Genomic DNA, 22,155 nt, shown 5'->3' with positions numbered 1-22,155 from the left:
GGGAGCTCAGCGCCGTCCCGCGCCGAGCAGCTCGCTCAGGCGGTCGCCGATGACCGAGACGCCCGGACGGGGCTCGCTCTCGTAGTACCAGGGCTTGCGCCGGCGCAGCAGCGCGTCGCCGTGCTCGCTCCAGGTGAATCCGGGCTTCCTCAGCAGTTTCCGGAACACGGCGTCCGCCGTCTCCGGGTGAGCGGCGACCAGCCGACGGATCGGCAGTGGTGTGATCGACTCCTCGCGCAGATACGTGCGCAGCAGCTCCTGGTGCCGGCTGCGGCCTGCGAGGTCGGGGTCCGCGAAGAGGTCCCGCAGCATCCCGTAGTCGGCGTAGAAGTTGAGCCCGTCGACCTGGTCGTAGAGGACGCCGACGGTGTCCGAGTCCGCCAGTTCCGACGGCAGCTCGAAGAGGGGCAGGTCCGGGTCAGGGAGCCGCCCGCGTCGGGCACGGCCGGGCTGTGCGGCGAGGGCTGCCTCCTGGCGGTGGCGGTAGTAGGCGTCGACGAGGTTCTCGGCTTCGGCAGGCGGAAGGACCAGTTCGTCGCTGCCGCAGAACTCGATGAACGCGGCTCGGTCCTCCCTCATCCGTTGCCAGCCCTGCTCGAGCTTCTCCGGGTTGCGGAAGACCAGTTCAGGGTGGTGCGTGGCCAGTTGAAGAGCTGCTCGGGCGATCTCGGCGGCGCTGGCCCTGGGGTAGCTCGCCATCGCCCCGGACACCAGCCACGCCCCGTCGGCCGAGTGGACGGGTACCAGGCAGGTGTGGAGGAATCCCCCCTTGGACACGCCGCGGAACGCCGCCCGCCCGACGTTCGAGTACGTGCGGTACTCCAGGTCGTCGACCAGGTTCAGCAGGACGACGGCGTCCCTGTCCTTGCGCCGGATCTCGAAGACGCCCTCGACCGGGTCACGCCAGCCGAGCAGCATCTCCCGGTCGGCCGCGGTCAGGTCCTTCCGGCCGGCGACGAACCGGTCGACCACGGTCGAACCGTCCGGCAGGCGGTACCGAAGGATGAAGTGATCGGTGATCCGGATCGCCTCACCCTCGTCCAACTGCCGCTCAGGACCCGCGGCTTCCAGAAGGAGTGGCGTCAGCCACCGGTCGAAGCGTGCGCTCTGCCCGAAAGCGACCAGCTGTTCCTTCAACTCGGCACTGCGCTCGATCAGATCGCTCAGCGGCGGTCCGCCGCCGTCCTGAAGCCTGTCCTGTACGACGTCAGCCACGCTCAGTCCCTTCCATACGAGCCAGCTCTGCGGGGGGTGTGAGGCGCTCGGCGTCAACCGGCCCAGTGGCGGTACGCCTCGATCCACTCCGCTCCTTCGGGGGCCGGGCTGGGCAACGGCAGCTCCAGGATCCCGATCGCCTGCCGAACGCGGCCTCGCGCGCACAGGGCAACGATCCTGCCGTCCGGCGTGAGGTCGATGCCGCGCACGGTCACCTCGACGCCGAGAACCGCGGTGGTGAAGGGCAGGGCCAGGTGCTCCTCGAGCAGCGTGAACAGACCGGTTCGTTGCTCGTCCTCGTCGTAGGCGTCCACCGTCGCCTCTTCGATCATGGCCTCGAGCTCGGCCCTGTCCCACGTGCCCACGACGTCACGGTAGCGCCCCCCACGGCCACGTCGACGCGGCCTCCCGAATCTGCTCCGTCGACATGCCCGGGGAAGCAGGAGATCCGCGTATCGTCTGGGTCATGCGTCTGAGCACGGTGATCCTCCCCGTCCACCGATGGGCCGAAGGACAGAAGATCTGGTGGCGGGCCGAAGACCTCGGGTTCCACGCCGCGTACACCTACGACCACCTGTCGTGGCGGTCGTTCCGGGACGGGCCGTGGTTCGGGGCGATCCCCACGCTGACGGCGGCAGCGACAGCAACGCAGAGCATGCGTCTGGGCACCCTGGTGACCTCCCCCAACTTCCGGCACCCCGTCACGCTCGCCAAGGAGCTCATCACCCTCGACGACATCTCCGACGGGCGCGTCACTCTCGGCATCGGCGCCGGCGGCAACGGTTTCGACGCCATGACGTTGCGGCGGGCCGGCGAGGAGCCGTGGACGCCGCGCGAGCGCGCCGACCACTTCGACGACTTCGTCCCGCTGCTGGACCGGCTGCTGCGCGAGCCCTCGGTGACGTACGAGGGTCCCCTCTACGCGGCGCACGAGGCCCGCAACATTCCCGGCTGCGTGCAGCGGCCCCGGCTGCCGTTCGCGGTGGCGGCCACCGGCCCGCGCGGGATGAGGCTCGCCGCCCGGCACGGCCAGGCCTGGGTCACCACGGGCGACTCGAAGCTGTACGAGACGGGCACCCCCGAACAGTCGGTGGAGGCCATCCGGGGGCAGCTCGCCAAGCTGGGTGCGGCCTGCGAGTCCGTCGGCCGGGACGTCGACGAGCTGGACAAGATCCTGCTCACCGGTTTCACCCCGGACCGTCCGCTGGAGTCCTTCGACGCCTTCGTGGACTTCGCGGGCACCCACTTCGCGCTGGGCTTCACGGAGATCGTCCTCCACTGGCCGATCCAGGACTCCGACTTCGCGGCGGACGAGAAGGTCTTCGAGCGCATCGCCACGGAGGGCCTGGCCCAGCTCGGCCACTGACCGCGGTCGGTCCCGCGCTGCGGCCGGCACCTCGCCACGGCCCGCACTTCGCTGCGGTCGGCACCTTGTCGCGGTCGTTCCCGCCTCGCGGCCGTCGTCACCCGTCTCACTCGTCACCTGCCGCTCGTAGCCCGTCGTCCATCGTCCATCGTCCGTCGCGGCCGTCTCACCGGTCGCGGCGCGGTCATCGGGCTCGGCAGGGCCGCTTCCACCCTTCTGGCATATGCATCAGGCATGTTCCCCGGTCAGGGGCGCGCATCCTCAGATGTGCGCCCCTCCGCACGCCCGTGCACCCTCGTACGCGAGAATGGGCAGGTGACCTCAGCTACCGACACGCCTTCGCCTGCCGCCATCCGGCTGATCGCCACCGACCTGGACGGCACCCTGCTGCGCGACGACAAGACGGTTTCGGACCGTACGGTCGCCGCGCTCGCCGCCGCCGAGGAGGCCGGCGTCGAGGTCTTCTTCGTCACCGGCCGCCCGGCCCGCTGGATGGACGTCGTCAGCGATCATGTCCACGGCCACGGTCTGGCGATCTGTGCGAACGGCGCGGCGGTCGCCGATCTGCACGACGGCGGCAGGCTGCTCAAGGTCCGTCCGCTGGAGCGGCTCATCGCGCTCGACATCGTGCACACGCTGCGCACCGCCGTCCCCGGTACCTCGTTCGCCGTCGAACTGTCCACCGGCATCCACTACGAACCGGCCTACCCGCCCTTCCACCTGGACCCGGGCGCCACGGTCGCCGTCGCCGAGAAGCTGCTGCACGAGGAGACGCCCGGCGTCGGCGCACCCGTGCTGAAGCTCCTCGCCCACCACACCGAACTGTCCCCGGACGAGTTCCTCGACCTGGCCCGCGCGGCGGCCGGGCACCGGGCCTCCTTCACCCGGTCCAGCCCCACGGCCCTGCTGGAGATCAGCGGGCCCGGGGTCTCCAAGGCCAGCACGCTGGAGCTGTGCTGCGCCGAGCGCGGCATATCGCCCGCCGAGGTCGTCGCCTTCGGGGACATGCCCAACGACGTGGAAATGCTCAGCTGGGCGGGTGCGTCGTACGCGATGGGCAACGCCCACCCGGCCGCGATCGCCGCCGCCTCCGGGCAGACCGCCACCAACGGCGAGGACGGCGTCGCCGTCGTCATCGAGCGGATCGTCGCCGAACGCCGCGCGGCCGACGCCGCGCGCTGACACCCGCCGCGCCCCGTCCCACCGCGCCCTTTCGCTGGGCGCCGCGTCCTGTCCCACCTCGCCCTTTCGCCGGGCACCGCGTCCTGTCCCACCGCGCCCTTTCGCCGGGCGCCGCGTCCCTTCGCTGAATACCGCGTCCCTTCGCCGGGTGCCGGGCGGTCCGGCGGTCAGAGGGGCACCTCCCACACCACGGTCGTGCCGCTCCCGTCCGGTCCGATGCCGGGGCCGAACCAGCTCGCGCCGCCGAGCGACTCCGCCCGGCGCGCCAGGTTCCGCAGCCCACTGCGGCGGCCGCCCTCCGGGATGCCCACCCCGTCGTCGGCGACCGACAGCCGCACCGCGTCCGTCCCGTCGGGCAGCGTGGCGGTCGCGTCGACGACCACGTCGATCAGCGACGCCTCCGCGTGCCGGAAGGCGTTGGACAGCGCCTCGCGCAGCGCCGCGATCAGGTTCTTGCCGGTCAGCTCGCCGACCAGCGAGTCGACCGGCCCGAGGAAGCGGTGCGAGGGCTTGAAGCCCAGGGGGACCGCCGCCATGTTGATCTCGCGCAGGACGCGGGTGCGCAGGCCCGACGGCGCCTCGGCGGGTTCCTGCTGGAGGGCGAAGATCGCGGTGCGGATCTCCTGGATGGTCACGTCCAGTTCGTCGACCGCCCGGCCGACACCGGTCTGCACATCCGTCTCGGCCGATCTGCGCTGGGCGCTCTCCAGCATCATCCCGGTGGCGAACAGCCGCTGGATGACCAGGTCGTGCAGGTCGCGGGCGATCCGGTCCCGGTCCTCGTAGACCGCGAGCCGTTCCCGGTCCCGCTGCGCCTCGGCCATCATCAGCGCGAGCGCGGCCTGCGAGGCGAACTGGATGGCGAGGGTCCGTTCCGCCTCCGTGAACGGCCGGCCACCGCGGGCGCGGGGGGTGGCGAGCGCGCCCAGCACCCGCCCGCCGCTGTGCAGGGGCAGCAGCATGCTCGGGCCGAAACGATTTGCCAGGTCGGTGACCATGCGGAAGTCAGTGGCGCAGTCGTCCACGAAGACCGCCTCGCCGCTCAGCAGTTTCGCCACCACCGGGCTCTCGGGCCCGATGATCATCCCGAGCGAGGAGGCGGCGTCGTCCGCGGAGACGGCGACGATCTCCAGACCGCCCTCCCCGGTCGGCAGCAGCACGATGCCGGCGGCCGATCCGGCGAGGCGGCGGGCCTGTTCGGCGACGACGGAGAGCGCGTCGTCGGCGTCCCCGCCGGAGAGCAGCGCGGTGGTCACGGCGACCGATCCGTCGATCCAGCGCTCGCGCTGGCGCGCCGCCTCGTACAGCCGGGCGTTGCCGATGGCGATCCCCGCCTCCGTGGCCAGGACCCGCACCATGTGCAGGTCGTAGTCGTTGAACTCGGCGCCGTCGTCCTTCTCGGCCAGGTAGAGGTTGCCGAAGATCTCGTCCTGCACCCGGATGGGGACGCCGAGGAAGGTCCGCATCGGGGGGTGGCCCGGCGGAAATCCGGCGAACCTCGGATCGGCCGTCAGGTCGGCCAGCCGCAGCGGTACCGGATCGTGGATCAGGGCGCCGAGCAGTCCCCGATGACCGTCGGGGCGGTGTCCGATCTCGTCCGCCACCTCCTTCGGCACCCCGTACGTGACGAAGTCGGAGAGTCCCGCGCCCTCCTCGTCGACGACACCGATGGCCGCGTAGCGGCAGTGGGCCAGTTCGGCGGCCGTCTCGCAGATCCGGTCGAGGGTGGAGTGCAGTTCCAGGCCCGCCCCGACGGAGCGCATGGCCTCCAGCAGGTGCGGGATGCGGGTGGTGATCTCGGTGGACAAGCCCTGCAGGCCGTGGAGCTCCCGTGCAGCGGCTTCGCGTGAGTCCTTCGGGACCTGCTCAGACATACCCAGAGCGTAATTAGTGACGATTGGCGAGGAAAGTCGACTTCGCTGTTCCCGCCCCCGCCCCGGTCCCTCGCCCATGCCTGTGCCCGCCCCCCACGTCCGTACACCGCACACCGCCCCGTGCGTACGCCGCTCACACCCGTACGTCCACCGCCCCGTCGGGCACCCGCGCCCGCCCGGTCTCCCCGGCTCCCACCGCTTCCGTGTCCTCTCCCGAATGCCGTACGACCAGGGCCTCCTGCTCACGTTCGCGGGCCAGCATCCGGCGCAGCGGGCCCTCGACGGCGGCGAGGTCGGCGTACGGGCCGCGCTGCACGATCCGGCCGGCGTCCAGCACCAGCACCTCGTCGACGGCTTCGAGCCCCTGCAAACGATGGGTGATCAGAACGGTCGTGCGCCCGCGGGTGGCGGCCAGCAGATCGGCGGTCAGGGCGTCCGCGGTCGCCAGGTCGAGATGCTCGGCCGGCTCGTCCAGGACGAGCACGGGGAAGTCGGCGAGGAGCGCCCGGGCCAGGGCGAGGCGCCGGCGCTGGCCACCGGAGAGGCGTGCGCCGTGCTCGCCGACCGGGGTGTCCAGCCCCTCGGGCAGCGACTCGACCCAGTCGAGCAGCCTGGCCCGGCCGAGGGCGTCGCGCAGTTCGTCGTCCGTCGCGCCGGTGCGGGCGAGCCGCAGGTTCTCCCGGATGGAACTGTCGAAGACGTGGGCGTCCTGGGCGCACAGCCCGACGAACCGCCGTACCGCGTCCCCTTCCAGCGCCCGGGCCTCGACGCCGCCGATCCGGTACGTCCCCGTCCGCGCGTCCAGAAAGCGGAGCAGGACCTGGGCGAGGGTCGTCTTCCCCGAGCCGGAAGGTCCGACGACGGCGATGCGCCGGCCGGCCGTCAGCGTCAGGTCCACAGTGTCGAGGGCGTCCCGGTCCGTCCCCGCGTACCGGGCGGACAGCCCCCGCACCTCCAGCGGGAAGGGCGTGGCGGGGGCCTCGGCCGGATCCTCTGGTTCGTGCACGGGCAGCGGGGCGTCCAGCACCTCGAACACCCGCTCCGCGCTCCGCTTGACCCGGTGGCGGTACTGCGCGGCGAGCGGCAGGCCGGTCACCGCCTCGAAGGCGGCCAGCGGCGTGAGCACCACCACGGCGAGTTCCACGCCCGCGAGCCGGCCGTCCCGCACGGCCGGGAGGGCCACGAGCGCGGTGGCGATGACGGTGAGGCCGCCGATCAGTGCGGTGAGGCCGCCGCCGAGGGCGGTGGCGGCCGCCGCGCGGGCGGCGATGCGGGTCAGGACGCCGTCGGCCTCCCGGGTCCGTGCCGAGCGGGCGGGCAGGGCGCCCGCGACGGTCAGCTCGGCGGTCCCCCCGAGGAGGTCGGTGATCCGGGTGGCCAGCTCGGCGCGGGCGGGGGACAGCCGGCGTTCCGTGCGGCGGGAGCAGGCCCCGGCGACCAGGGGTACTCCCACGCCGGCCAGCAGGAGTCCGGCGGCCAGCACGGCGCCCGCCGCCGGAAGCAGCCAGCCGACGAAACCGGCGGTGGCCGCGCCGACGAGCGCGGCGGTCGCGACGGGCAGCATCCAGCGCAGCCAGTAGTCCTGCAGGGCGTCGACATCGGCGACGAGCCGGGAGAGCAGGTCGCCGCGCCGGGTCCGGCGCAGACCGGCGGGCGCGATGCGCTCCAGCCCCCGGTAGACCGAGACGCGCAGCTCGGCGAGCATCTTGAGCACCGCATCGTGCGAGACCAGGCGCTCGGCGTAGCGGAAAACGGCCCGTCCGAGGCCGAAGGCGCGGGTCGCGGTCACCGCGACCATCAGGTAGAGCACCGGGGGCTGCTCGGAGGCGCGGGAGATCAGCCAGCCGGAGACCGCCATGAGCCCGACCGCCGAGCCCAGGGCGAGGCTTCCCAGCAGCAGCGCGAGGGCCAGCCGGCCGCGCTGTGCCCCCGCGGCCTCCCTGACCCGGGCCAGGACGTGTCCGGAGCGGGGGGCGGTCTCCCGGATCGCTCCGGCCCCCTCCGCCGGCCCGGGCTCGTCGGCCCTCTCCGGCAGTGCCGACGCCGGCACCGGCGCCCCGGTCCCGCCGGACCGTTCCGGTCGTCGTGGTGTTCCCGGGGCCAGCGTCACCACCCGGTCGGCCACCGACAGCAGTGCCGGGCGGTGCACCACCAGCAGGACGGTCCGGCCCGCCGCCAGCCTCCGTACCGCTTCGACGATGCCCGCCTCCGTCTCGCCGTCCAGGCTCGCGGTCGGCTCGTCGAGCAGCAGCAGCGGCCGGTCGGCGAGGAAGGCCCGCGCCAGGGCGAGCCGCTGCCGCTGTCCGGCGGAGAGCCCCGCCCCGTCCTCGCCGAGAAGCGTCCGGGCGCCCTCGGGCAGCTCCGCCACGAAGTCGTGGGCCCCCGCGTCGCGCAGGGCGGCCGCCACTGCGGCGTCGTCCGCGTCGGGCCGGGCCAGTCGTACGTTCTCCGCGATCGTGCCCGCGAAGAGGTACGGGTGCTGCGGCACCCAGGCGATCCGCTCCCGCCACCGCTCGGGCGCGAGGTCCGCCAGCTCGACGCCGCCGACTCGTACCCGCCCCTCGTCGGGCGCCGTGAACCCCAGCACCACGTCGAGCAGGGTGGACTTCCCGGCGCCGCTGGGGCCGACCAGGGCGACGGTCTCTCCCTCCTCCACCACCAGCGAGGCCCGGTCCAGGGACGGCGCGGTACGGCCCTCGTGCCGTACGGTCACCCCCTCCAGCTCCAGCCGCAGCGACCGGGGGACCGGTGCCGTACCGCCGGTCCGGGGCTCGGTCTCCAGGACCGCGAAGATCTCCTCGGCGGCCGAGAGCCCCTCGGCCGCCGCGTGGTACTGCGCGCCGACCTGGCGGATCGGCAGGTACGCCTCGGGGGCCAGGATCAGCACGACCAGGCCGGTGTAGAGGTCGAGTTCGCCGTGCACCAGCCGCATGCCGATGGTGACGGCGACGAGGGCCACCGACAGTGTCGCCAGCAGTTCCAGCGCGAAGGACGACAGGAACGCGATGCGCAGGGTCCGCAGGGTGGCACTGCGGTACTGCGCGGTGATCGTGCGGATGGAGTCGGCCTGCGCCTTGGCCCGGCCGAAGACCTTCAGCGTCGGCAGCCCGGCGACCACGTCGAGGAAGTGTCCGGAGAGCCGGGACAACAGCCGCCACTGCCGGTCCATCCGCGACTGGGTGGCCCAGCCGATCAGGATCATGAAGAGCGGGATGAGCGGCAGGGTGACCACGATGATCGCCGCCGAGACCCAGTCCTCGGTGACGATCCTGGCGAGGACCGCCACCGGCACGATCACCGCGAGTCCGAGCTGGGGCAGATAGCGCGCGAAGTAGTCGTCGAGCGCGTCGACGCCCCGGGTGGCGAGCGTCACCAGGGAGCCGGTGCGCTGATCGCCGAGCCATCCCGGCCCGAGCTCCGCGGCACGGTCCAGCAGCCGGCCACGCAGTTCGGACTTGACCGCCGCGCCGGTCCGGTACGCGGCCAGCTCGGTCAGCCAGGAGACCAGCGCCCGCCCCAGCGCGACCGCGGCGAGCAGGATCAGCGGGGTCCGCAGCCCGGAGACGGTCAGCCCGTCCTCGAAGCCACCCACCACCACCTCGGCGATGAGCATGGCCTGGGCGATGACCAGCCCCGCCCCGACAGCGCCGAGCGCCACCACGGCGGCCAGGAAGAGGCGGGTGGCACGGGCGTGACGGAGCAGACGCGGATCGATCGGTTTCACGTGAAACAGCCCCTGGCGAGCTAGGTGTATTGCCCTGTGAGGTCGGTGGACGGAGTCCGTCCGGAGGGTCGGGGCCGGTGTCGCGCCCCGGTCCCGGCCCGCCGGACGGACCCGTATGGGGTCAGTGCGCTTCGGCGATGTGCTGCGTGCCGATGCGCTTGCGGAACACCCAGTACGTCCAGCCCTGGTACAGCAGGACGAGGGGGGTGGCGATCCCGGCACACCAGGTCATGATCTTCAGCGTGTACGGGGTGGACGAGGCGTTGGTGACCGTGAGGCTCCAGGCATCGTTCAGCGAGGACGGCATGACGTTCGGGAAGAGCGACAGGAAGAGCATCGCCACCGCGGCCGCGATGGTCACTCCGGAGAGCGCGAACGACCAGCCCTCACGTCCCGCCGCGATCATGGCGATCGCACCGACCAGCGCCACCGCGGCGATGATCATCGCCAGCAGGCTCCAGCCGTTGCCCCGGTCCAGCTGGGTCCAGATCAGGAAGCCGAGCGCGAGCACCGCGGTGACGACGCCCAGCTTCAGCGCCAGTCTGCCCGCCCGCTCCCGGATGTCCCCGACGGTCTTGAGCCCCACGAACACGGTGCCGTGGAAGGTGAAGAGGAAGAGCGTGACCAGTCCGCCGAAGATGGCGTACGGGTTGAGCAGGTCCCAGAAGTTGCCCACGTACTCCATGTCGGCGTCGATCTTCACGCCGCGCACGATGTTCCCGAAGGCCACGCCCCAGAGCAGGGCGGGGATCAGCGAGGTCCAGAAGATCGCGTGTTCCCAGTTGGTCTGCCACTTCTCACCGGACCGCTTGGCCCGGTACTCGAAGGCGACCCCCCGCACGATCAGGCAGCCCAGGATGATCAGCAGCGGCAGGTAGAAGCCGGAGAACAGGGTGGCGTACCACTCGGGGAAGGCGGCGAAGGTCGCGCCGCCCGCCGTGAGCAGCCACACCTCGTTGCCGTCCCAGACGGGACCGATCGTGTTGATCAGGACCCGGCGTTCCTTGCGGTCGCGGGCCAGCAGCTTGGTGAGGACACCGACCCCGAAGTCGAATCCCTCCAGGAAGAAGTAGCCGGTCCAGAGGACGGCGATGAGCACGAACCAGACGTCGTGGAGTTCCATCTCTCAGCTCCGCTGCTCTCAGTAGGAGAAGGCCATCGGCCGGTCGGCGTCCTCGTGGTCGCCGCCGATCTTGGTGGGCGGGTTGAGGTCGGCCTCCGTGAGCTCCGGCGGGCCCGCCTTGATGTACTTCACGAGCAACTTGACCTCGATCACCGCGAGCACGGCGTAGAGCAGGGTGAATCCGATCAGCGAGGTGATCACCTCGCCCTGCGAGACGCCGGGGGAGACCGCGTCGCGGGTCTGGAGCACTCCGTAGACGACCCAGGGCTGACGCCCCATCTCGGTGAAGATCCAGCCCCAGGAGTTGGCGATCAGCGGGAAGAGCAGGGTCCAGAGCGCGAGGATCCAGTAGCACTTGGCGAGCTTCGGGCTGAGCGCCTTGTTCTTGAAGAGAACCAGGTTCGGCACTTCGTCCTCACCGGTGCGCAGTCCCGGCGGCAGCATGAACTTCTTCCGGGTCAGCCAGAGCCCCAGGAGTCCGAGGCCGAAGGACGCCATCCCGAAGCCGATCATCCAGCGGAAGCTCCAGAACGCGACCGGGATGTTGGGCCGGTAGTCGCCGGGGCCGTACTTCTCCTGCTCGGCCTTGTTGATGTCGTTGATGCCGGGGACGTACGAGGTGAAGGTGTCGTCCGCGAGGAAGGACAGTATCCCCGGGATGGAGATCTCCACGGTGTTGTGGCCCTTGGCCACGTCACCGACCGCGAAGATCGAGAACGGCGCGCCCTCCTCGCCCTCCCAGAGCGCCTCGGCGGCGGCCATCTTCATCGGCTGCTGCTTGAACATGACCTTGCCCAGCCGGTCGCCGCTGACGGCGGTGAGCAGGCCGGCGATCACGACCGTGATCAGCCCGAGCCGCAGCGAGGTCCGCATCACCGGGATGTGCCGCTTGCGCGCCAGGTGGAAGGCGGCGATGCCGACCATGAACGCGCCGCCGACCAGGAAGGCCGCGGTGATGGTGTGGAAGAACTGGGTGAGCGCGGTGTTCTGGGTGAGCACCTGCCAGAAGTCGGTGAGCTCGGCCCGGCCGCGTTCCTCGTTGATCCGATAACCGACCGGGTGCTGCATCCAGGAGTTGGCGGCCAGGATGAAGTACGCCGACAGGATGGTCCCGATGGAGACCATCCAGATGCAGGCGAGGTGGATCTTCTTCGGCAGCTTGTCCCAGCCGAAGATCCACAGCCCGATGAAGGTGGACTCGAAGAAGAACGCGATCAACGCCTCGAACGCGAGCGGGGCACCGAAGATGTCGCCGACGAACCGCGAGTAGTCGGACCAGTTCATGCCGAACTGGAACTCCTGGACGATGCCGGTGACGACGCCCATGGCGATGTTGATCAGGAAGAGCTTGCCCCAGAACTTCGTCGCCCTGAGGTACTTCTGGTTGTTCGTCCGCACCCAGGCGGTCTGCAGGCCGGCGGTGAGCGCGGCGAGAGAGATCGTCAGAGGGACGAACAGGAAGTGGTAGACGGTGGTGATACCGAACTGCCATCGCGCCATGGTTTCCGGCGCCAGAGCCAGCTCCACGTCGACTTCTCCTTACTTCGCCGTATCCATTCCGGCAGTTTGCCCTTTAGGTCCGATTGATCAGTGGAACAAAAAGGACGCACTTGTGAACGCGTTCACATTCACAAGCATTATGGCGCACAGACTTTCGGGACGTTCGGGCGGGGTACCCCTCTTCGGGCGTTCCGGCAGCGTTCCGATCATTCCCCCCGAAGCAGACAATCGGAGGAAGCGCCTCCGGACCACCGCCCGGCCCCGATTCCTCGCCCTCCGGAGCCCCACGCAGCAGGGCCCCGCACCTCGTCCGGCGAGGTGCGGGGCCCTTGGGCCTGCCGTCGTGCGCGGGCGGACCGCGCCGCGCTACAGCTCCTTGCGGTACGCCTCCGTCACCTTGAGGAACAGGTCGTTCGCCTCGTCCTCACCGATCGAGACCCGCACCCCCTCGCCCGCGAACGGCCGGACCATCACGCCGGCCCGCTCGCACACCGCGGCAAAGTCGGCCGTGCGGTCCCCGAGCCGCAGCCAGACGAAGTTCGCCTGGGACTCCGGCACGGTCCACCCCTGCTCGGCCAGCGCCCGCTGCACCCGGTCGCGCTCGCAGACCAGGGAGCCGACCCGCCCCAGCAGCTCGTCCTCGGCACGCAGCGAGGCGACCGCCGCGTCCTGCGCGAGCTGGCTGACCCCGAAGGGCACCGCCGTCTTGCGCAGCGCGGCCGCCACCGGCTCGTGGGCCACGGCGAAGCCGACCCGCAGCCCCGCCAGGCCGTACGCCTTGGAGAAGGTCCGCAGCACCGCCACGTTGGGCCGGTCCCGGTAGAGCTCGATGCCGTCCGGCACCTCGGTGTCGCGGATGAACTCCCGGTACGCCTCGTCGAGCACCACCAGGACGTCACCCGGCACCCGGTCCAGGAACCGCTCCAGCTCGGCCCGGCGCACCACGGTGCCGGTCGGGTTGTTGGGGTTGCAGACGAAGATCATCCGGGTGCGGTCCGTGATCGCGTCCGCCATCGCGTCGAGGTCGTGCACCTCGCCGTCGGTCAGCGGAACCTTCACCGAGGTCGCGCCGCTGACCTGCGTGATGATCGGGTACGCCTCGAAGGAACGCCAGGCGTAGATGACCTCGTCACCGGGGCCCGACGTGGCCTGGAGCAGCTGCTGCGCCACACCGACCGAGCCGGTTCCGGTGGCGAGATGCGAAAGGGGCACACCGAAACGGTCGGACAGCTCGTTCATCAGACCGGTGCAGGCCATGTCCGGGTAGCGGTTGAAGTTCGAGGCCGCCGCCAGGGCCGACTCCAGCACCCCGGGCAGCGGCGGATACGGATTCTCGTTGGAGGACAGCTTGAACGCGACCGGTCCGTCGGCAGCAGCCGGCTTGCCCGGCACATAGGCGGGGACGCCGTCCAGCTCGGCGCGCAGCTTGGGGCTCGTCTCGCTCACCGCAGGTCCTCCTCGACCGTCTGTACACATCAATACTGCTCACCTTATGAGGATTGGACGCCGCTGCGAATGGGTCGATCGCCCAATCGTCCGGTGCGACCGGGAATGGGGGGAGCGCCACCCGTTCCCGCGCACGCCGGTGGCTCACGCCGTGGCGCGCGTCCCCCGAAGAGGTGAGATGAGACCTCTTCGAGACATCGACCATTCGGCAGGCCCATCGGTCAAGGCGCCTGACACGCCATGGACAAACTTGCCAACCTCCTTGATTTACAAGGCAATTGACTGCTGATGATCATGCAAAAACGTGCCTGTCAACGGGTGAATATGCGACCGGGCCAACCGCCCGTCCGAGCCCTACTATCGGCTCGCCATGACAGCAGCAGGGAAGCACCAGGTGAGCCGGACGGACACACCCCGGCGCGGCGGCGGCCGACAGGGACGAGCGGGGATCCGGGACGTGGCCGCCGCCGCCGGAGTCTCCATCACGACCGTCTCCGACGCGCTCAACGGCAAGGGCAGGCTCCCGGACGCCACCCGCCGCCATGTCCGCGAGGTCGCAGAGCGCCTGGGCTACCGCCCTTCCGCAGCGGCCCGCACCCTCCGTACCGGAAAGTCGGGCCTGATCGGCCTGACCGTGACGACCTACGGGGACGAACCCTTCACCTTCACCGAGTTCGCGTACTTCGCGGAGATGGCCAGAGCCGCCACCTCCGCCGCGCTAGCCCGCGGGTACGCCCTCGTCATCCTGCCCGCCACCTCGCGCCACGACGTCTGGTCGAACGTCGCCCTCGACGGCACCGTCGTGATCGACCCCTCCGACCAGGACCCGGTCGTCACCGAGCTGGTGCGCCAGGGGCTGCCCGTCGTCTCGGACGGACGCCCGGCCGGCACGCTCCCGGTCACCGCCTGGGTCGACAACGACCACGGCGCCGCCGTGCTCGACCTGCTCGACCACCTGGCCGCCGCCGGGGCCCGCCGCATCGGCCTGCTCACCGGCACCACCACCGACACCTACACCCGGCTCTCCACCACCGCGTACCTCCACTGGTGCGAGCGCGTGGGCCAGGACCCGGTGTACGAGTCCTACCCCGCCCACGACCCCTGCGCGGGCGCGGTGGCCGCCGACCGCCTGCTCGCCCGCCCCGACCGCCCCGACGCCGTCTACGGCCTCTTCGACCCCAACGGCACCGACCTGCTGGCGGCGGCCCGCCGCTACGGCCTGCGGGTCCCCGAGGACCTGCTGCTGGTCTGCTGCAGCGAGTCGACCGTGTACGCGACGACCGAGCCCCCCATCACCACGCTCTCGCTCAAGCCGCGCAGGATCGGCACGGCGGTCGTCCAGCTCCTGATCGACGCCATCGAGGGCGTCGATCACGACGGACCCGTGGAGCAGGTCATACCGACGGAACTCATCGTGCGGACGTCATCGCAGCGCCGTCCGCCGCGCACCACGGTCAGTGCACCCCGTTCCCCGGCCGGGGATTGATCGGGTGATTTCGGACCAATCGACCGGTGAACCCGATGTGCGTCCGGATTCACCACCCCTGGTGCGTCACACAGCACGATCCGCATTCCTATGATGGGCGCACGACACCGCGGACCGCCCCGACCAGCAGGGCCCGTCAGGTGTACGGCGGCGCGACGGTGGTGGAGGGGTCGATGACACAGGGGGCCGGTCAGGAACCCGTGGTGCGGACTGCGACGTTGCGCGACTTCCGCGTACCGCCCTATGCCCAGAACCCGGTGCCGCCCGCGTCGCCGCACCCGGGCAGCGCCGTGCCCGGCCACGAGCCGCCGGAGGGGTACACCCCCACCGCGCGCGACCTGCCCGTGATCAACCGCGGGGACACCCTCCAGGTGCCGGCCGTCCCCGACCCGCGTCCCGCCCCGGAGCAGGGCCGCGGGCCGCTGTACGTCGTCGGTGACGTCCACGGCTATCTGGACGAGCTCCGCGCCGCCCTCGCCGAGCAGGGCCTCATCGACGCCGACGGCAAGTGGTCCGCGGGCAACGCCCGGCTCTGGTTCCTCGGCGACTTCACCGACCGGGGCCCCGACGGCATCGGCGTCATCGACCTCGTGATGCGGCTGTCCGCCGAGGCCGCCGCCGCCGGCGGCTACTGCAAGGCCCTGATGGGCAATCACGAACTGCTGCTCCTCGGCGCCAAGCGGTTCAACGACACCCCGGTCAACTCCGGCGCCGGCACCGCCACCTTCCAGGCCGCCTGGCTGCTCAACGGCGGTCAGAAGAACGACATGGAGCGGCTCCAGGACGTCCACCTCCAGTGGATGTCCCGGCTCGACGCGATCGTCGAGGAGGACGGGCATCTGCTGATGCACTCCGACACGACGGCGTACCTCGAATACGGCACCACCATCGAGGACGTCAACGACAATGTGCACGCCATTCTCACGCGCAACGACGCCGACGAGTGCTGGGACCTCTTCCGGAAGCTCACCAAGCGGTTCGCCTTCCGCGACGAAGGGGGCCCGCAGGCCGTCCGGGAACTGATGGCGGCCTACGGCGGACAGCGCATCGTCCATGGCCACAGCCCCATTCCGTACCTCCTCGGCGAGGTCGGGTCGGAGGACGGCGAGGACGGTTCCGGCCCCGTGGTCGAGGGCCCGCACGTGTACGCGGACGGGCTCGCCATCGCCATGGACGGCGGCGTGACCATGGCCGGAAAGCTACTGGTCGTCCAGCTGCCTCTGCATGACTGACGCGCTTTCGGGAAGACGCATCCTCGACCTGACCGCGCCGACTGCTGGGCCTATTTACGGAAACCCCCTGTCTCCCCGTGCCGTGGGCGCTCTACCATCGGCGTATCAGTAGCAGGCTCTCCTCCGTTTCCGCCCGAAAGCCCGGTACGAACGCGGGTGTTCGGGCCCTACGGAGCATCGGGGGATGCACATGAACAGCGCTCCGCACCTGCTGGCCGAGGACCGCCCCGAGTACGAGCGGATCCTCGACGACGCACTGCGTCATGCCCATGAGCGACCAGATCTGGCCGCGGTCGGCGAACGGCTCAACGCCGTGCAGCTGCGCACCATGGCACTGGACGCCACGGCGCTGATCACCGCGACGGCCGCCACCGAGTACCAGCACTACGTGCAGGCCCGCGCGGAACTGCGCAGACCGGCCGAGGGCGAGGACGAGGAGTCGGGCCCGCCCCCCGGCACGAACCCGCAGCGCCGGTCGGGCGCGGGTGCAGGAGCCGTCATCACGGTCCTGGCGCCGGTGCTCGCGGGCACCGCCGCGTTCATATTCCTGCTGGTCGGCTATCTGCTGCGGCTGCTCGACGATCCGCCCGCCTTCGCCTCGACCATGGTCTCCGCGGGCTGGTTCTTCGCCGCGGCCATGGCGGCCGCGATCCTGGTCGCCGCCGTCGGGCTGCTCATCACCGCGCTGCGCAACGGCGCGGAGCCGCGCCCCGTCGAGGAGGCGGAGGAGGAGCTTCCGGAGGAGGTGGCGCGGGCCCGGGAGGCATGGCGCCACGCCCTGCTGGAGCGCGGCATACTGCCGTTCCTGCGGGACGCGCTCGACGACCCCGACGCCGGGCGCGCCGCGCGCACACCGGCCCGCTCGGCGAACCGCATCCCGAAGGTCGGCTACAGCCGTCCGGACTTCACCAGCCCGGACGGCGGCCCGACCGCGGGCCCCCGGCCGACGTTCACCAGTCCGGACTTCACCGGCCCCGACTTCGGCGGCCCCGAGCACGAACCGGACTGACCGGCTCCGCGCCCCGGTCCGGCACGGGACGCCGCGGCCCCCTCCTGCGCGCCGCCGGTCTCGCGCCGGAGGTCCTGGGAGATCTTCATCGACGAGCGCGTTCACCGGGCGGCTGTTCGTCCCGGGAACCGGACCGGTTCAGCCGCAGCAGTCTCTCCCCGGTCGCGTACAGCTCGACCAGCAACGGCCGCATCGCCCTGCCCGCCTCCGTCAGGTCGTACCGCGTCCGCACGGGAAAGCCGCGCCGCCGCTCCACCGTCACGAGCCCCCGCTCCCGGAGGGCGCGGAGCCGCTCGCTGAGCACCTTGGGCGACAACTCGGGAAACAGCGCGCGCAGTTCCGTGAAGCTGCGGGGGCTTCCCAACAACTCGCGCAGCAACAAGGTGGTCCACCGGCCCGAAACCGCCGTGAGCGCCACTTCCACCGGGCATCCGGCCTCGGGCCGATGGGTACGGCCCGACTGCCCGGGTACCAACTCCGCGTCCCAGCCGTGGGTTTCCGTTTGGTGACGTATGTCGTCGGGCTGTTCGCTTGCCACATGACACATCCTCCCAGCCCGGCCCTGGCCCGCAGGGCCGCCGACCATCCGTTCGTCTTCGCCCGGGCCTTCAACACCTTCGATCCGGCGGTCCTGGACCGGCTCTACGAGCCCGACGCCGGCTTCGTGCCGAGGCCCGGCCGCCTGGTCACCGGAGCCGAGCGGTTCCGGGCCAACGACGACTTCCTCCGCCTGCGCGTCCCGATCGAGGTGTCGCCCCGCCACACGTACGTCGTCGGTGACCTGGCCCTGCTGATCGTCGACTTCGTCATCGCCGGGACCGCCGCGCACGGCGGTGAGGTACGCATCGAGGGCACTGCGACGGATGTCGCCCGTCGTGGGCCCGACGGATACTGGCGCTACGTGATCGACAACCCGTTCGGGGTGGCGGGCCCTCCCGAACCGGCACCGGCCGCCCCCCGCCCGCGCTGAGCACCCACGGCCAGGTGCCGCGGGTGCTCGGCGCGAACTCAGGAGCGGGTGCTCGGCGGGGGCTCAGGAGCAGGTGCTCGGCGCGGGTTCCGGAGCGGCCCCTCGCGCGGGTTCCGGAGCAGAGCTCAGTCCGCGATCGGCAGATAGACCCGGTTGCCCGCGGCCGCGAACTCCTTGGACTTCTCCGCCATGCCCGCCTCGATCTCCTCCTGCGAACCGCCGTGCTCGCGCCGGATGTCCTGCGAGATCTTCATTGAGCAGAATTTCGGTCCGCACATCGAACAGAAGTGCGCCGTCTTCGCCGGCTCGGCGGGCAGCGTCTCGTCGTGGTACTCCCGCGCGGTGTCCGGGTCGAGGGCCAGGTTGAACTGGTCCTCCCAGCGGAATTCGAACCGGGCGTCGGAGAGCGCGTCGTCCCACTCCTGCGCCCCCGGGTGCCCCTTGGCGAGGTCCGCCGCGTGGGCCGCGATCTTGTAGGTGATGACGCCGGTCTTCACGTCGTCCCGGTCGGGCAGGCCCAGGTGTTCCTTCGGCGTGACGTAGCAGAGCATCGCCGTGCCCCACCAGGCGATCATCGCCGCGCCGATGCCGGAGGTGATGTGGTCGTACGCCGGCGCGATGTCGGTGGTCAGCGGGCCGAGCGTGTAGAACGGCGCCTCCTCGCAGATCTCCTGCTGGAGGTCGATGTTCTCCTTGATCTTGTGCATCGGAACGTGGCCCGGCCCCTCGATCATGGTCTGGACGCCGAACCTCTTGGCCACCGTGTTGAGTTCGCCGAGCGTCCGCAGCTCGGCGAACTGCGCCTCGTCGTTGGCGTCGGCGATCGAGCCGGGCCGCAGCCCGTCGCCCAGCGAGTACGTCACGTCGTAGGCCGCGAGGATCTCGCAGAGCTCCTCGAAGCGCTCGTACAGGAACGACTCCTTGTGGTGCGCGAGGCACCACGCCGCCATGATCGAGCCGCCGCGCGAGACGATACCGGTCTTGCGGCGGGCGGTCAGCGGCACGTACGGCAGGCGCACGCCGGCGTGGACCGTCATGTAGTCGACGCCCTGCTCGGCCTGCTCGATGACGGTGTCCTTGTAGATCTCCCAGCTCAGTTCCTCCGCCCGGCCGTCGACCTTTTCGAGCGCCTGGTAGAGCGGGACGGTACCGATCGGAACGGGTGAATTACGCAGAACCCACTCACGGGTGGTGTGAATGTTGCGGCCGGTGGACAGATCCATCACGGTATCGGCGCCCCAGCGCGTCGCCCACGTCATCTTTTCCACCTCCTCCTCGATGGAGGACGTCACCGCGGAGTTGCCGATGTTGGCGTTGACCTTCACCAGGAACCGCTTCCCGATGATCATCGGTTCGATCTCGGGGTGGTTGACGTTGGCCGGCAGCACGGCCCGGCCCGCCGCGATCTCCTCGCGCACCACCTCCGGCGCGACGTTCTCCCGGATCGCCACGTACTCCATCTCCGGGGTGATCTCGCCCCGCCGGGCGTACGCGAGCTGGGTCACGGGCTGCCCGTCCCGGCTGCGGCGGGGCAGTCGGGGGCGGCCGGGGAAGACCGCGTCGAGGTTGCGCAGCCCCCCGCGCGGCGAGGTGTGCCTGAGTCCGTCGTCCTCGGGACGGACGGGGCGGCCCGGGTACTCCTCGGTGTCGCCGCGGGCGGTGATCCAGTTCTCCCGCAGCGGGGCGAGTCCGCGACGGACATCGGTCTCGACAGCGGGATCGGTGTACGGCCCCGACGTGTCGTACAGCGTCACGTCCTTGCCGTTGGTGAGGTGCACCTGACGGACCGGCACCCGGAGGTCCGGGCGCGAGCCCAGGACGTATCCCTTGTGCCAGCCGATGGACTTCCCGGCCTCGTCGCTCCGACTGGAGGCAGGCGTGCGTGCGTCCGATGTGGTCATGAGACCTACTCCCTACGCCGGCATTACCCGGTAACAGGTTCGGCGGTCGGCGCAGCTGCTTCCGTACGGACGTACGGATGTCAGCGCCCTCTCAGCCCGGTGCTCCGAGCTCCCGCGTGTACAAAGGTTCCCCCACGCTAGCGCCCCGTCCGGCGGAATGAACAGGGGGCCCGGCTCTTCTTGCGATGATCTGCCGGTGACATCCCCCCGTATCGACACCGAACTCCAGGGCCATCAGCACGGCCACTCGCACAGTCACGGTCCCGCGGCGCCCGTCTCCAGACATCTGCGCAAGGTCATCGCGGCCGTCCTGATCCCGTTCGCCACCGCTGTCGTCGTCGGTCTGGTGGTGCTCTGGCCGGGCGGCGCTCCCGCCCACGAGCGGACCGGCGTGGGGTTCGACCGGCAGACCCAACAGGCGAAGGTGGTGAGAGTCGACAAGGTGAACTGCAAGGACGTGAACGCGGTGCAGGTGCCGGTCGGCCAGGAGGCCGCCCCGCCGAAGGACAACGACAGGGGGCTGTGCCGGAAGGCCACCGTCGAGGTGGCGTCCGGGCCCGACAAGGGCCGGACGTTCGTCGAGATCGTGCAGCCCGACGCCCCGCGCCAACTGCGCGAGGGCCAGGGCGTGATCGTGTCATACGCGCCCGACGCGCCCCGCGAGCTGCAGTACTCGGTGACGGACGTGGCCCGGAAGGTCCCGATGACCCTGCTGGCCGGGATCTTCGCCCTGGTCGTGGTCGCGGTGGGCCGCATGCGCGGGGTGCTGGCGCTGGTGGCGCTCGCGGTGTCGTTCGCCGTGCTGACCCTGTTCATCCTCCCGGCCGTGCTCCAGGGCTCCAACCCGCTGCTCGTCGCGGTGGTGGGAGCCAGCGCGATCATGCTGATCGCGCTCTACATGTGCCACGGCCCGAGCGCCCGCACCTCGGTGGCGGTGATCGGCACACTGGCCTCGCTGCTGCTGATCGGACTGCTCGGATCGCTCTTCATCGGCTGGGCGAGCCTGAGCGGCAACACCGATGACAACACCGGCCTCATCCACGGCCTGTACCCGCACATCGACATGAGTGGTCTGCTGCTGGCCGGTGTCATCATCGGTTCGCTCGGGGTGCTCGACGATGTGACCGTCACCCAGACGTCCGCGGTCTGGGAACTGCACCGGGCGAACCCGTCGATGGGCGTGCGCGGGCTCTACCGGGCGGGGATCAGGATCGGGCGCGACCACATCGCCTCGGTGGTCAACACGCTCGTGCTCGCCTATGCCGGCGCCGCACTGCCGTTGCTGCTGCTCTTCTCCATCGCGCAGAGCAGCATGGGGACGGTGGCCAACAGCGAGCTGGTGGCGGAGGAGATCGTACGAACCCTGGTCGGCTCGATCGGACTGGTCGCCTCGGTGCCGGTGACGACGGTGCTCGCTGCACTGGTGGTCTCCGCGGACCGCACAGGGCTCGGCGCGGAAGCCGGAGCTTCGGCACCCGTACGGACCGGGAAGGGCCGGCGTCGCAGGACGAAGGCCTCAACGTCTCCAGGGGGTGAGCAATTCACCCATTCGGCAGGTGTCGTGTTCGACCGGTGACCCGGCCGGTCGCACCGGTTCCTTCAGCCGGCGTTCTGTTCTTCGGCGAGAATCCGGCCCAGGGCCTCCTCCAGATTGCCCTCGAAGTCACCGAGCGTGCACTCCTGCCCCAACGGCACGAGCTTGTCGGTCCGGTCGAGAAAAGCCACCAGCGGCGCGGTACCGGCCCGGAAGAGGGCCCGGTCCTCGCCGACCTGAAGCCGGATGTGCACATCGGACAACCCCTCGGGCTCCGTCGGCCCGATGTGCACATCACCGTCCCCACTGGGACTGTTGAGGCCGTCGAGCAACAACTCACGACCGAATGCCCAGGTGACGGGGGCATCGCCGGGCAGATGGAAGGTCATGCGGATCGCATACGGATCGCAGACCTCGTACCGGAGCTCCACCGGGATCCGGAAAGAGAGTTCCTCGGAGACGAGGAAGCTCATCATGACCTCAGCTTGAACCGACTCGCGCATCGTTCAACCCCGCAGTAGATGAATCTGGCCAGGAATGATCCCCCATGGCCCTATTGACGCCATCGTGGTGCACGCGATAGCAGATCACAA

17 protein-coding genes are annotated in these 22,155 nt (G+C 70.7%); 7 read left to right on the top strand and 10 right to left on the bottom strand.

Annotation, left to right across the window (positions count from 1 at the left end; genetic code table 11):
* Nucleotides 1-6 precede the first annotated feature (6 nt).
* Entirely contained in the window at nt 7-1,215 is a 1,209-nt protein-coding gene (locus tag OCT49_RS17570; RefSeq protein WP_283852834.1) for a hypothetical protein, read from the bottom strand.
* Nucleotides 1,216-1,268: 53 nt separating this feature from the next.
* Complete coding sequence (locus tag OCT49_RS17565) at nt 1,269-1,580, bottom strand: calcium-binding protein (RefSeq protein WP_283852833.1); 312 nt, start codon at nt 1,578-1,580, stop codon at nt 1,269-1,271.
* Between the two features lie 101 nt (nt 1,581-1,681).
* On the opposite strand from OCT49_RS17565, the gene OCT49_RS17560 reads away from it, so the two are divergent.
* Nucleotides 1,682-2,581 (top strand): LLM class flavin-dependent oxidoreductase, encoded by a 900-nt coding sequence (locus tag OCT49_RS17560; RefSeq protein WP_283852832.1) that lies wholly within the window; start codon nt 1,682-1,684, stop codon nt 2,579-2,581.
* Between the two features lie 315 nt (nt 2,582-2,896).
* The gene (locus OCT49_RS17555) at nt 2,897-3,763 is read left to right on the top strand and encodes a Cof-type HAD-IIB family hydrolase (protein ID WP_283852831.1); all 867 of its coding nucleotides are present in this window, start codon (nt 2,897-2,899) and stop codon (nt 3,761-3,763) included.
* 167 nt (nt 3,764-3,930) lie between these two features.
* Here the strand turns inward: OCT49_RS17555 and OCT49_RS17550 are convergent, their stop codons facing one another.
* From OCT49_RS17550 to hisC, 5 genes are all read right to left on the bottom strand, one after another.
* Nucleotides 3,931-5,637 carry a sensor histidine kinase gene (locus tag OCT49_RS17550; protein WP_283852830.1) on the bottom strand — a complete coding sequence of 569 codons (1,707 nt, stop codon included), beginning with the start codon at nt 5,635-5,637 and terminating at the stop codon, nt 3,931-3,933.
* A gap of 133 nt (nt 5,638-5,770) precedes the next feature.
* Entirely contained in the window at nt 5,771-9,361 is a 3,591-nt protein-coding gene (cydD, locus tag OCT49_RS17545) for a thiol reductant ABC exporter subunit CydD (RefSeq protein ID WP_283852829.1), read from the bottom strand.
* Between the two features lie 121 nt (nt 9,362-9,482).
* The gene (cydB, locus tag OCT49_RS17540; protein ID WP_283852828.1) at nt 9,483-10,484 is read right to left on the bottom strand and encodes a cytochrome d ubiquinol oxidase subunit II; all 1,002 of its coding nucleotides are present in this window, start codon (nt 10,482-10,484) and stop codon (nt 9,483-9,485) included.
* Nucleotides 10,485-10,502: 18 nt separating this feature from the next.
* The gene (locus OCT49_RS17535; protein WP_283852827.1) at nt 10,503-12,011 is read right to left on the bottom strand and encodes a cytochrome ubiquinol oxidase subunit I; all 1,509 of its coding nucleotides are present in this window, start codon (nt 12,009-12,011) and stop codon (nt 10,503-10,505) included.
* Between the two features lie 339 nt (nt 12,012-12,350).
* Nucleotides 12,351-13,430, bottom strand: a complete 1,080-nt coding sequence (hisC, locus tag OCT49_RS17530) for a histidinol-phosphate transaminase (protein ID WP_283852826.1) — start codon at nt 13,428-13,430, stop codon at nt 12,351-12,353.
* Between the two features lie 370 nt (nt 13,431-13,800).
* On the opposite strand from hisC, the gene OCT49_RS17525 reads away from it, so the two are divergent.
* From OCT49_RS17525 to OCT49_RS17515, 3 genes are all read left to right on the top strand, one after another.
* On the top strand, nt 13,801-14,916 hold the full coding sequence (locus OCT49_RS17525) for a LacI family DNA-binding transcriptional regulator (protein ID WP_283852825.1): 1,116 nt from the start codon (nt 13,801-13,803) through the stop codon (nt 14,914-14,916).
* 173 nt (nt 14,917-15,089) lie between these two features.
* Nucleotides 15,090-16,148, top strand: coding sequence for a metallophosphoesterase (locus tag OCT49_RS17520; protein WP_283852824.1), 1,059 nt, complete (start codon nt 15,090-15,092; stop codon nt 16,146-16,148).
* Between the two features lie 184 nt (nt 16,149-16,332).
* Nucleotides 16,333-17,157 (top strand): hypothetical protein, encoded by an 825-nt coding sequence (locus tag OCT49_RS17515; protein WP_283852823.1) that lies wholly within the window; start codon nt 16,333-16,335, stop codon nt 17,155-17,157.
* Nucleotides 17,158-17,242: 85 nt separating this feature from the next.
* Here the strand turns inward: OCT49_RS17515 and OCT49_RS17510 are convergent, their stop codons facing one another.
* Nucleotides 17,243-17,704 (bottom strand): winged helix-turn-helix transcriptional regulator, encoded by a 462-nt coding sequence (locus OCT49_RS17510; RefSeq protein ID WP_502963385.1) that lies wholly within the window; start codon nt 17,702-17,704, stop codon nt 17,243-17,245.
* On the opposite strand from OCT49_RS17510, the gene OCT49_RS17505 reads away from it, so the two are divergent.
* Nucleotides 17,696-18,127, top strand: coding sequence for a YybH family protein (locus OCT49_RS17505; protein ID WP_283852821.1), 432 nt, complete (start codon nt 17,696-17,698; stop codon nt 18,125-18,127). The genes OCT49_RS17510 and OCT49_RS17505 overlap by 9 nt on opposite strands.
* 125 nt (nt 18,128-18,252) lie before the next feature.
* Here OCT49_RS17505 and thiC read toward each other — a convergent pair whose 3' ends face one another.
* Entirely contained in the window at nt 18,253-20,028 is a 1,776-nt protein-coding gene (gene thiC / locus OCT49_RS17500) for a phosphomethylpyrimidine synthase ThiC (protein ID WP_283852820.1), read from the bottom strand.
* 157 nt (nt 20,029-20,185) lie between these two features.
* On the opposite strand from thiC, the gene OCT49_RS17495 reads away from it, so the two are divergent.
* A complete protein-coding gene (locus OCT49_RS17495; RefSeq protein WP_283852819.1) occupies nt 20,186-21,604 on the top strand; it encodes a YibE/F family protein in 1,419 nt (472 codons plus the stop codon).
* A gap of 23 nt (nt 21,605-21,627) precedes the next feature.
* Here the strand turns inward: OCT49_RS17495 and OCT49_RS17490 are convergent, their stop codons facing one another.
* Nucleotides 21,628-22,065, bottom strand: coding sequence for an SsgA family sporulation/cell division regulator (locus tag OCT49_RS17490; protein ID WP_266747352.1), 438 nt, complete (start codon nt 22,063-22,065; stop codon nt 21,628-21,630).
* Nucleotides 22,066-22,155 lie beyond the last annotated feature (90 nt).

The organism is Streptomyces sp. ML-6, assembly GCF_030116705.1.
In the GTDB taxonomy this organism is placed as follows: domain Bacteria; phylum Actinomycetota; class Actinomycetes; order Streptomycetales; family Streptomycetaceae; genus Streptomyces.
This window is presented reverse-complemented; position numbering and strand designations above follow the sequence as displayed.

Excerpts from the sequence above, each read along its gene's own strand:
- OCT49_RS17505 (WP_283852821.1), top strand. The coding sequence starts at position 17,696 with ATGACACATCCTCCCAGCCCGGCCCTGGCCCGCAGGGCCGCCGACCAT.
- cydB (WP_283852828.1), bottom strand. The coding sequence starts at position 10,484 with ATGGAACTCCACGACGTCTGGTTCGTGCTCATCGCCGTCCTCTGGACC.
- OCT49_RS17550 (WP_283852830.1), bottom strand. The coding sequence starts at position 5,637 with ATGTCTGAGCAGGTCCCGAAGGACTCACGCGAAGCCGCTGCACGGGAG.
- OCT49_RS17520 (WP_283852824.1), top strand. The coding sequence starts at position 15,090 with ATGACACAGGGGGCCGGTCAGGAACCCGTGGTGCGGACTGCGACGTTG.
- OCT49_RS17490 (WP_266747352.1), bottom strand. The coding sequence starts at position 22,065 with ATGCGCGAGTCGGTTCAAGCTGAGGTCATGATGAGCTTCCTCGTCTCC.
- OCT49_RS17510 (WP_502963385.1), bottom strand. The coding sequence starts at position 17,704 with ATGTGTCATGTGGCAAGCGAACAGCCCGACGACATACGTCACCAAACG.
- OCT49_RS17495 (WP_283852819.1), top strand. The coding sequence starts at position 20,186 with ATGAACAGGGGGCCCGGCTCTTCTTGCGATGATCTGCCGGTGACATCC.
- OCT49_RS17560 (WP_283852832.1), top strand. The coding sequence starts at position 1,682 with ATGCGTCTGAGCACGGTGATCCTCCCCGTCCACCGATGGGCCGAAGGA.
- OCT49_RS17525 (WP_283852825.1), top strand. The coding sequence starts at position 13,801 with ATGACAGCAGCAGGGAAGCACCAGGTGAGCCGGACGGACACACCCCGG.
- thiC (WP_283852820.1), bottom strand. The coding sequence starts at position 20,028 with ATGACCACATCGGACGCACGCACGCCTGCCTCCAGTCGGAGCGACGAG.
- OCT49_RS17515 (WP_283852823.1), top strand. The coding sequence starts at position 16,333 with ATGCACATGAACAGCGCTCCGCACCTGCTGGCCGAGGACCGCCCCGAG.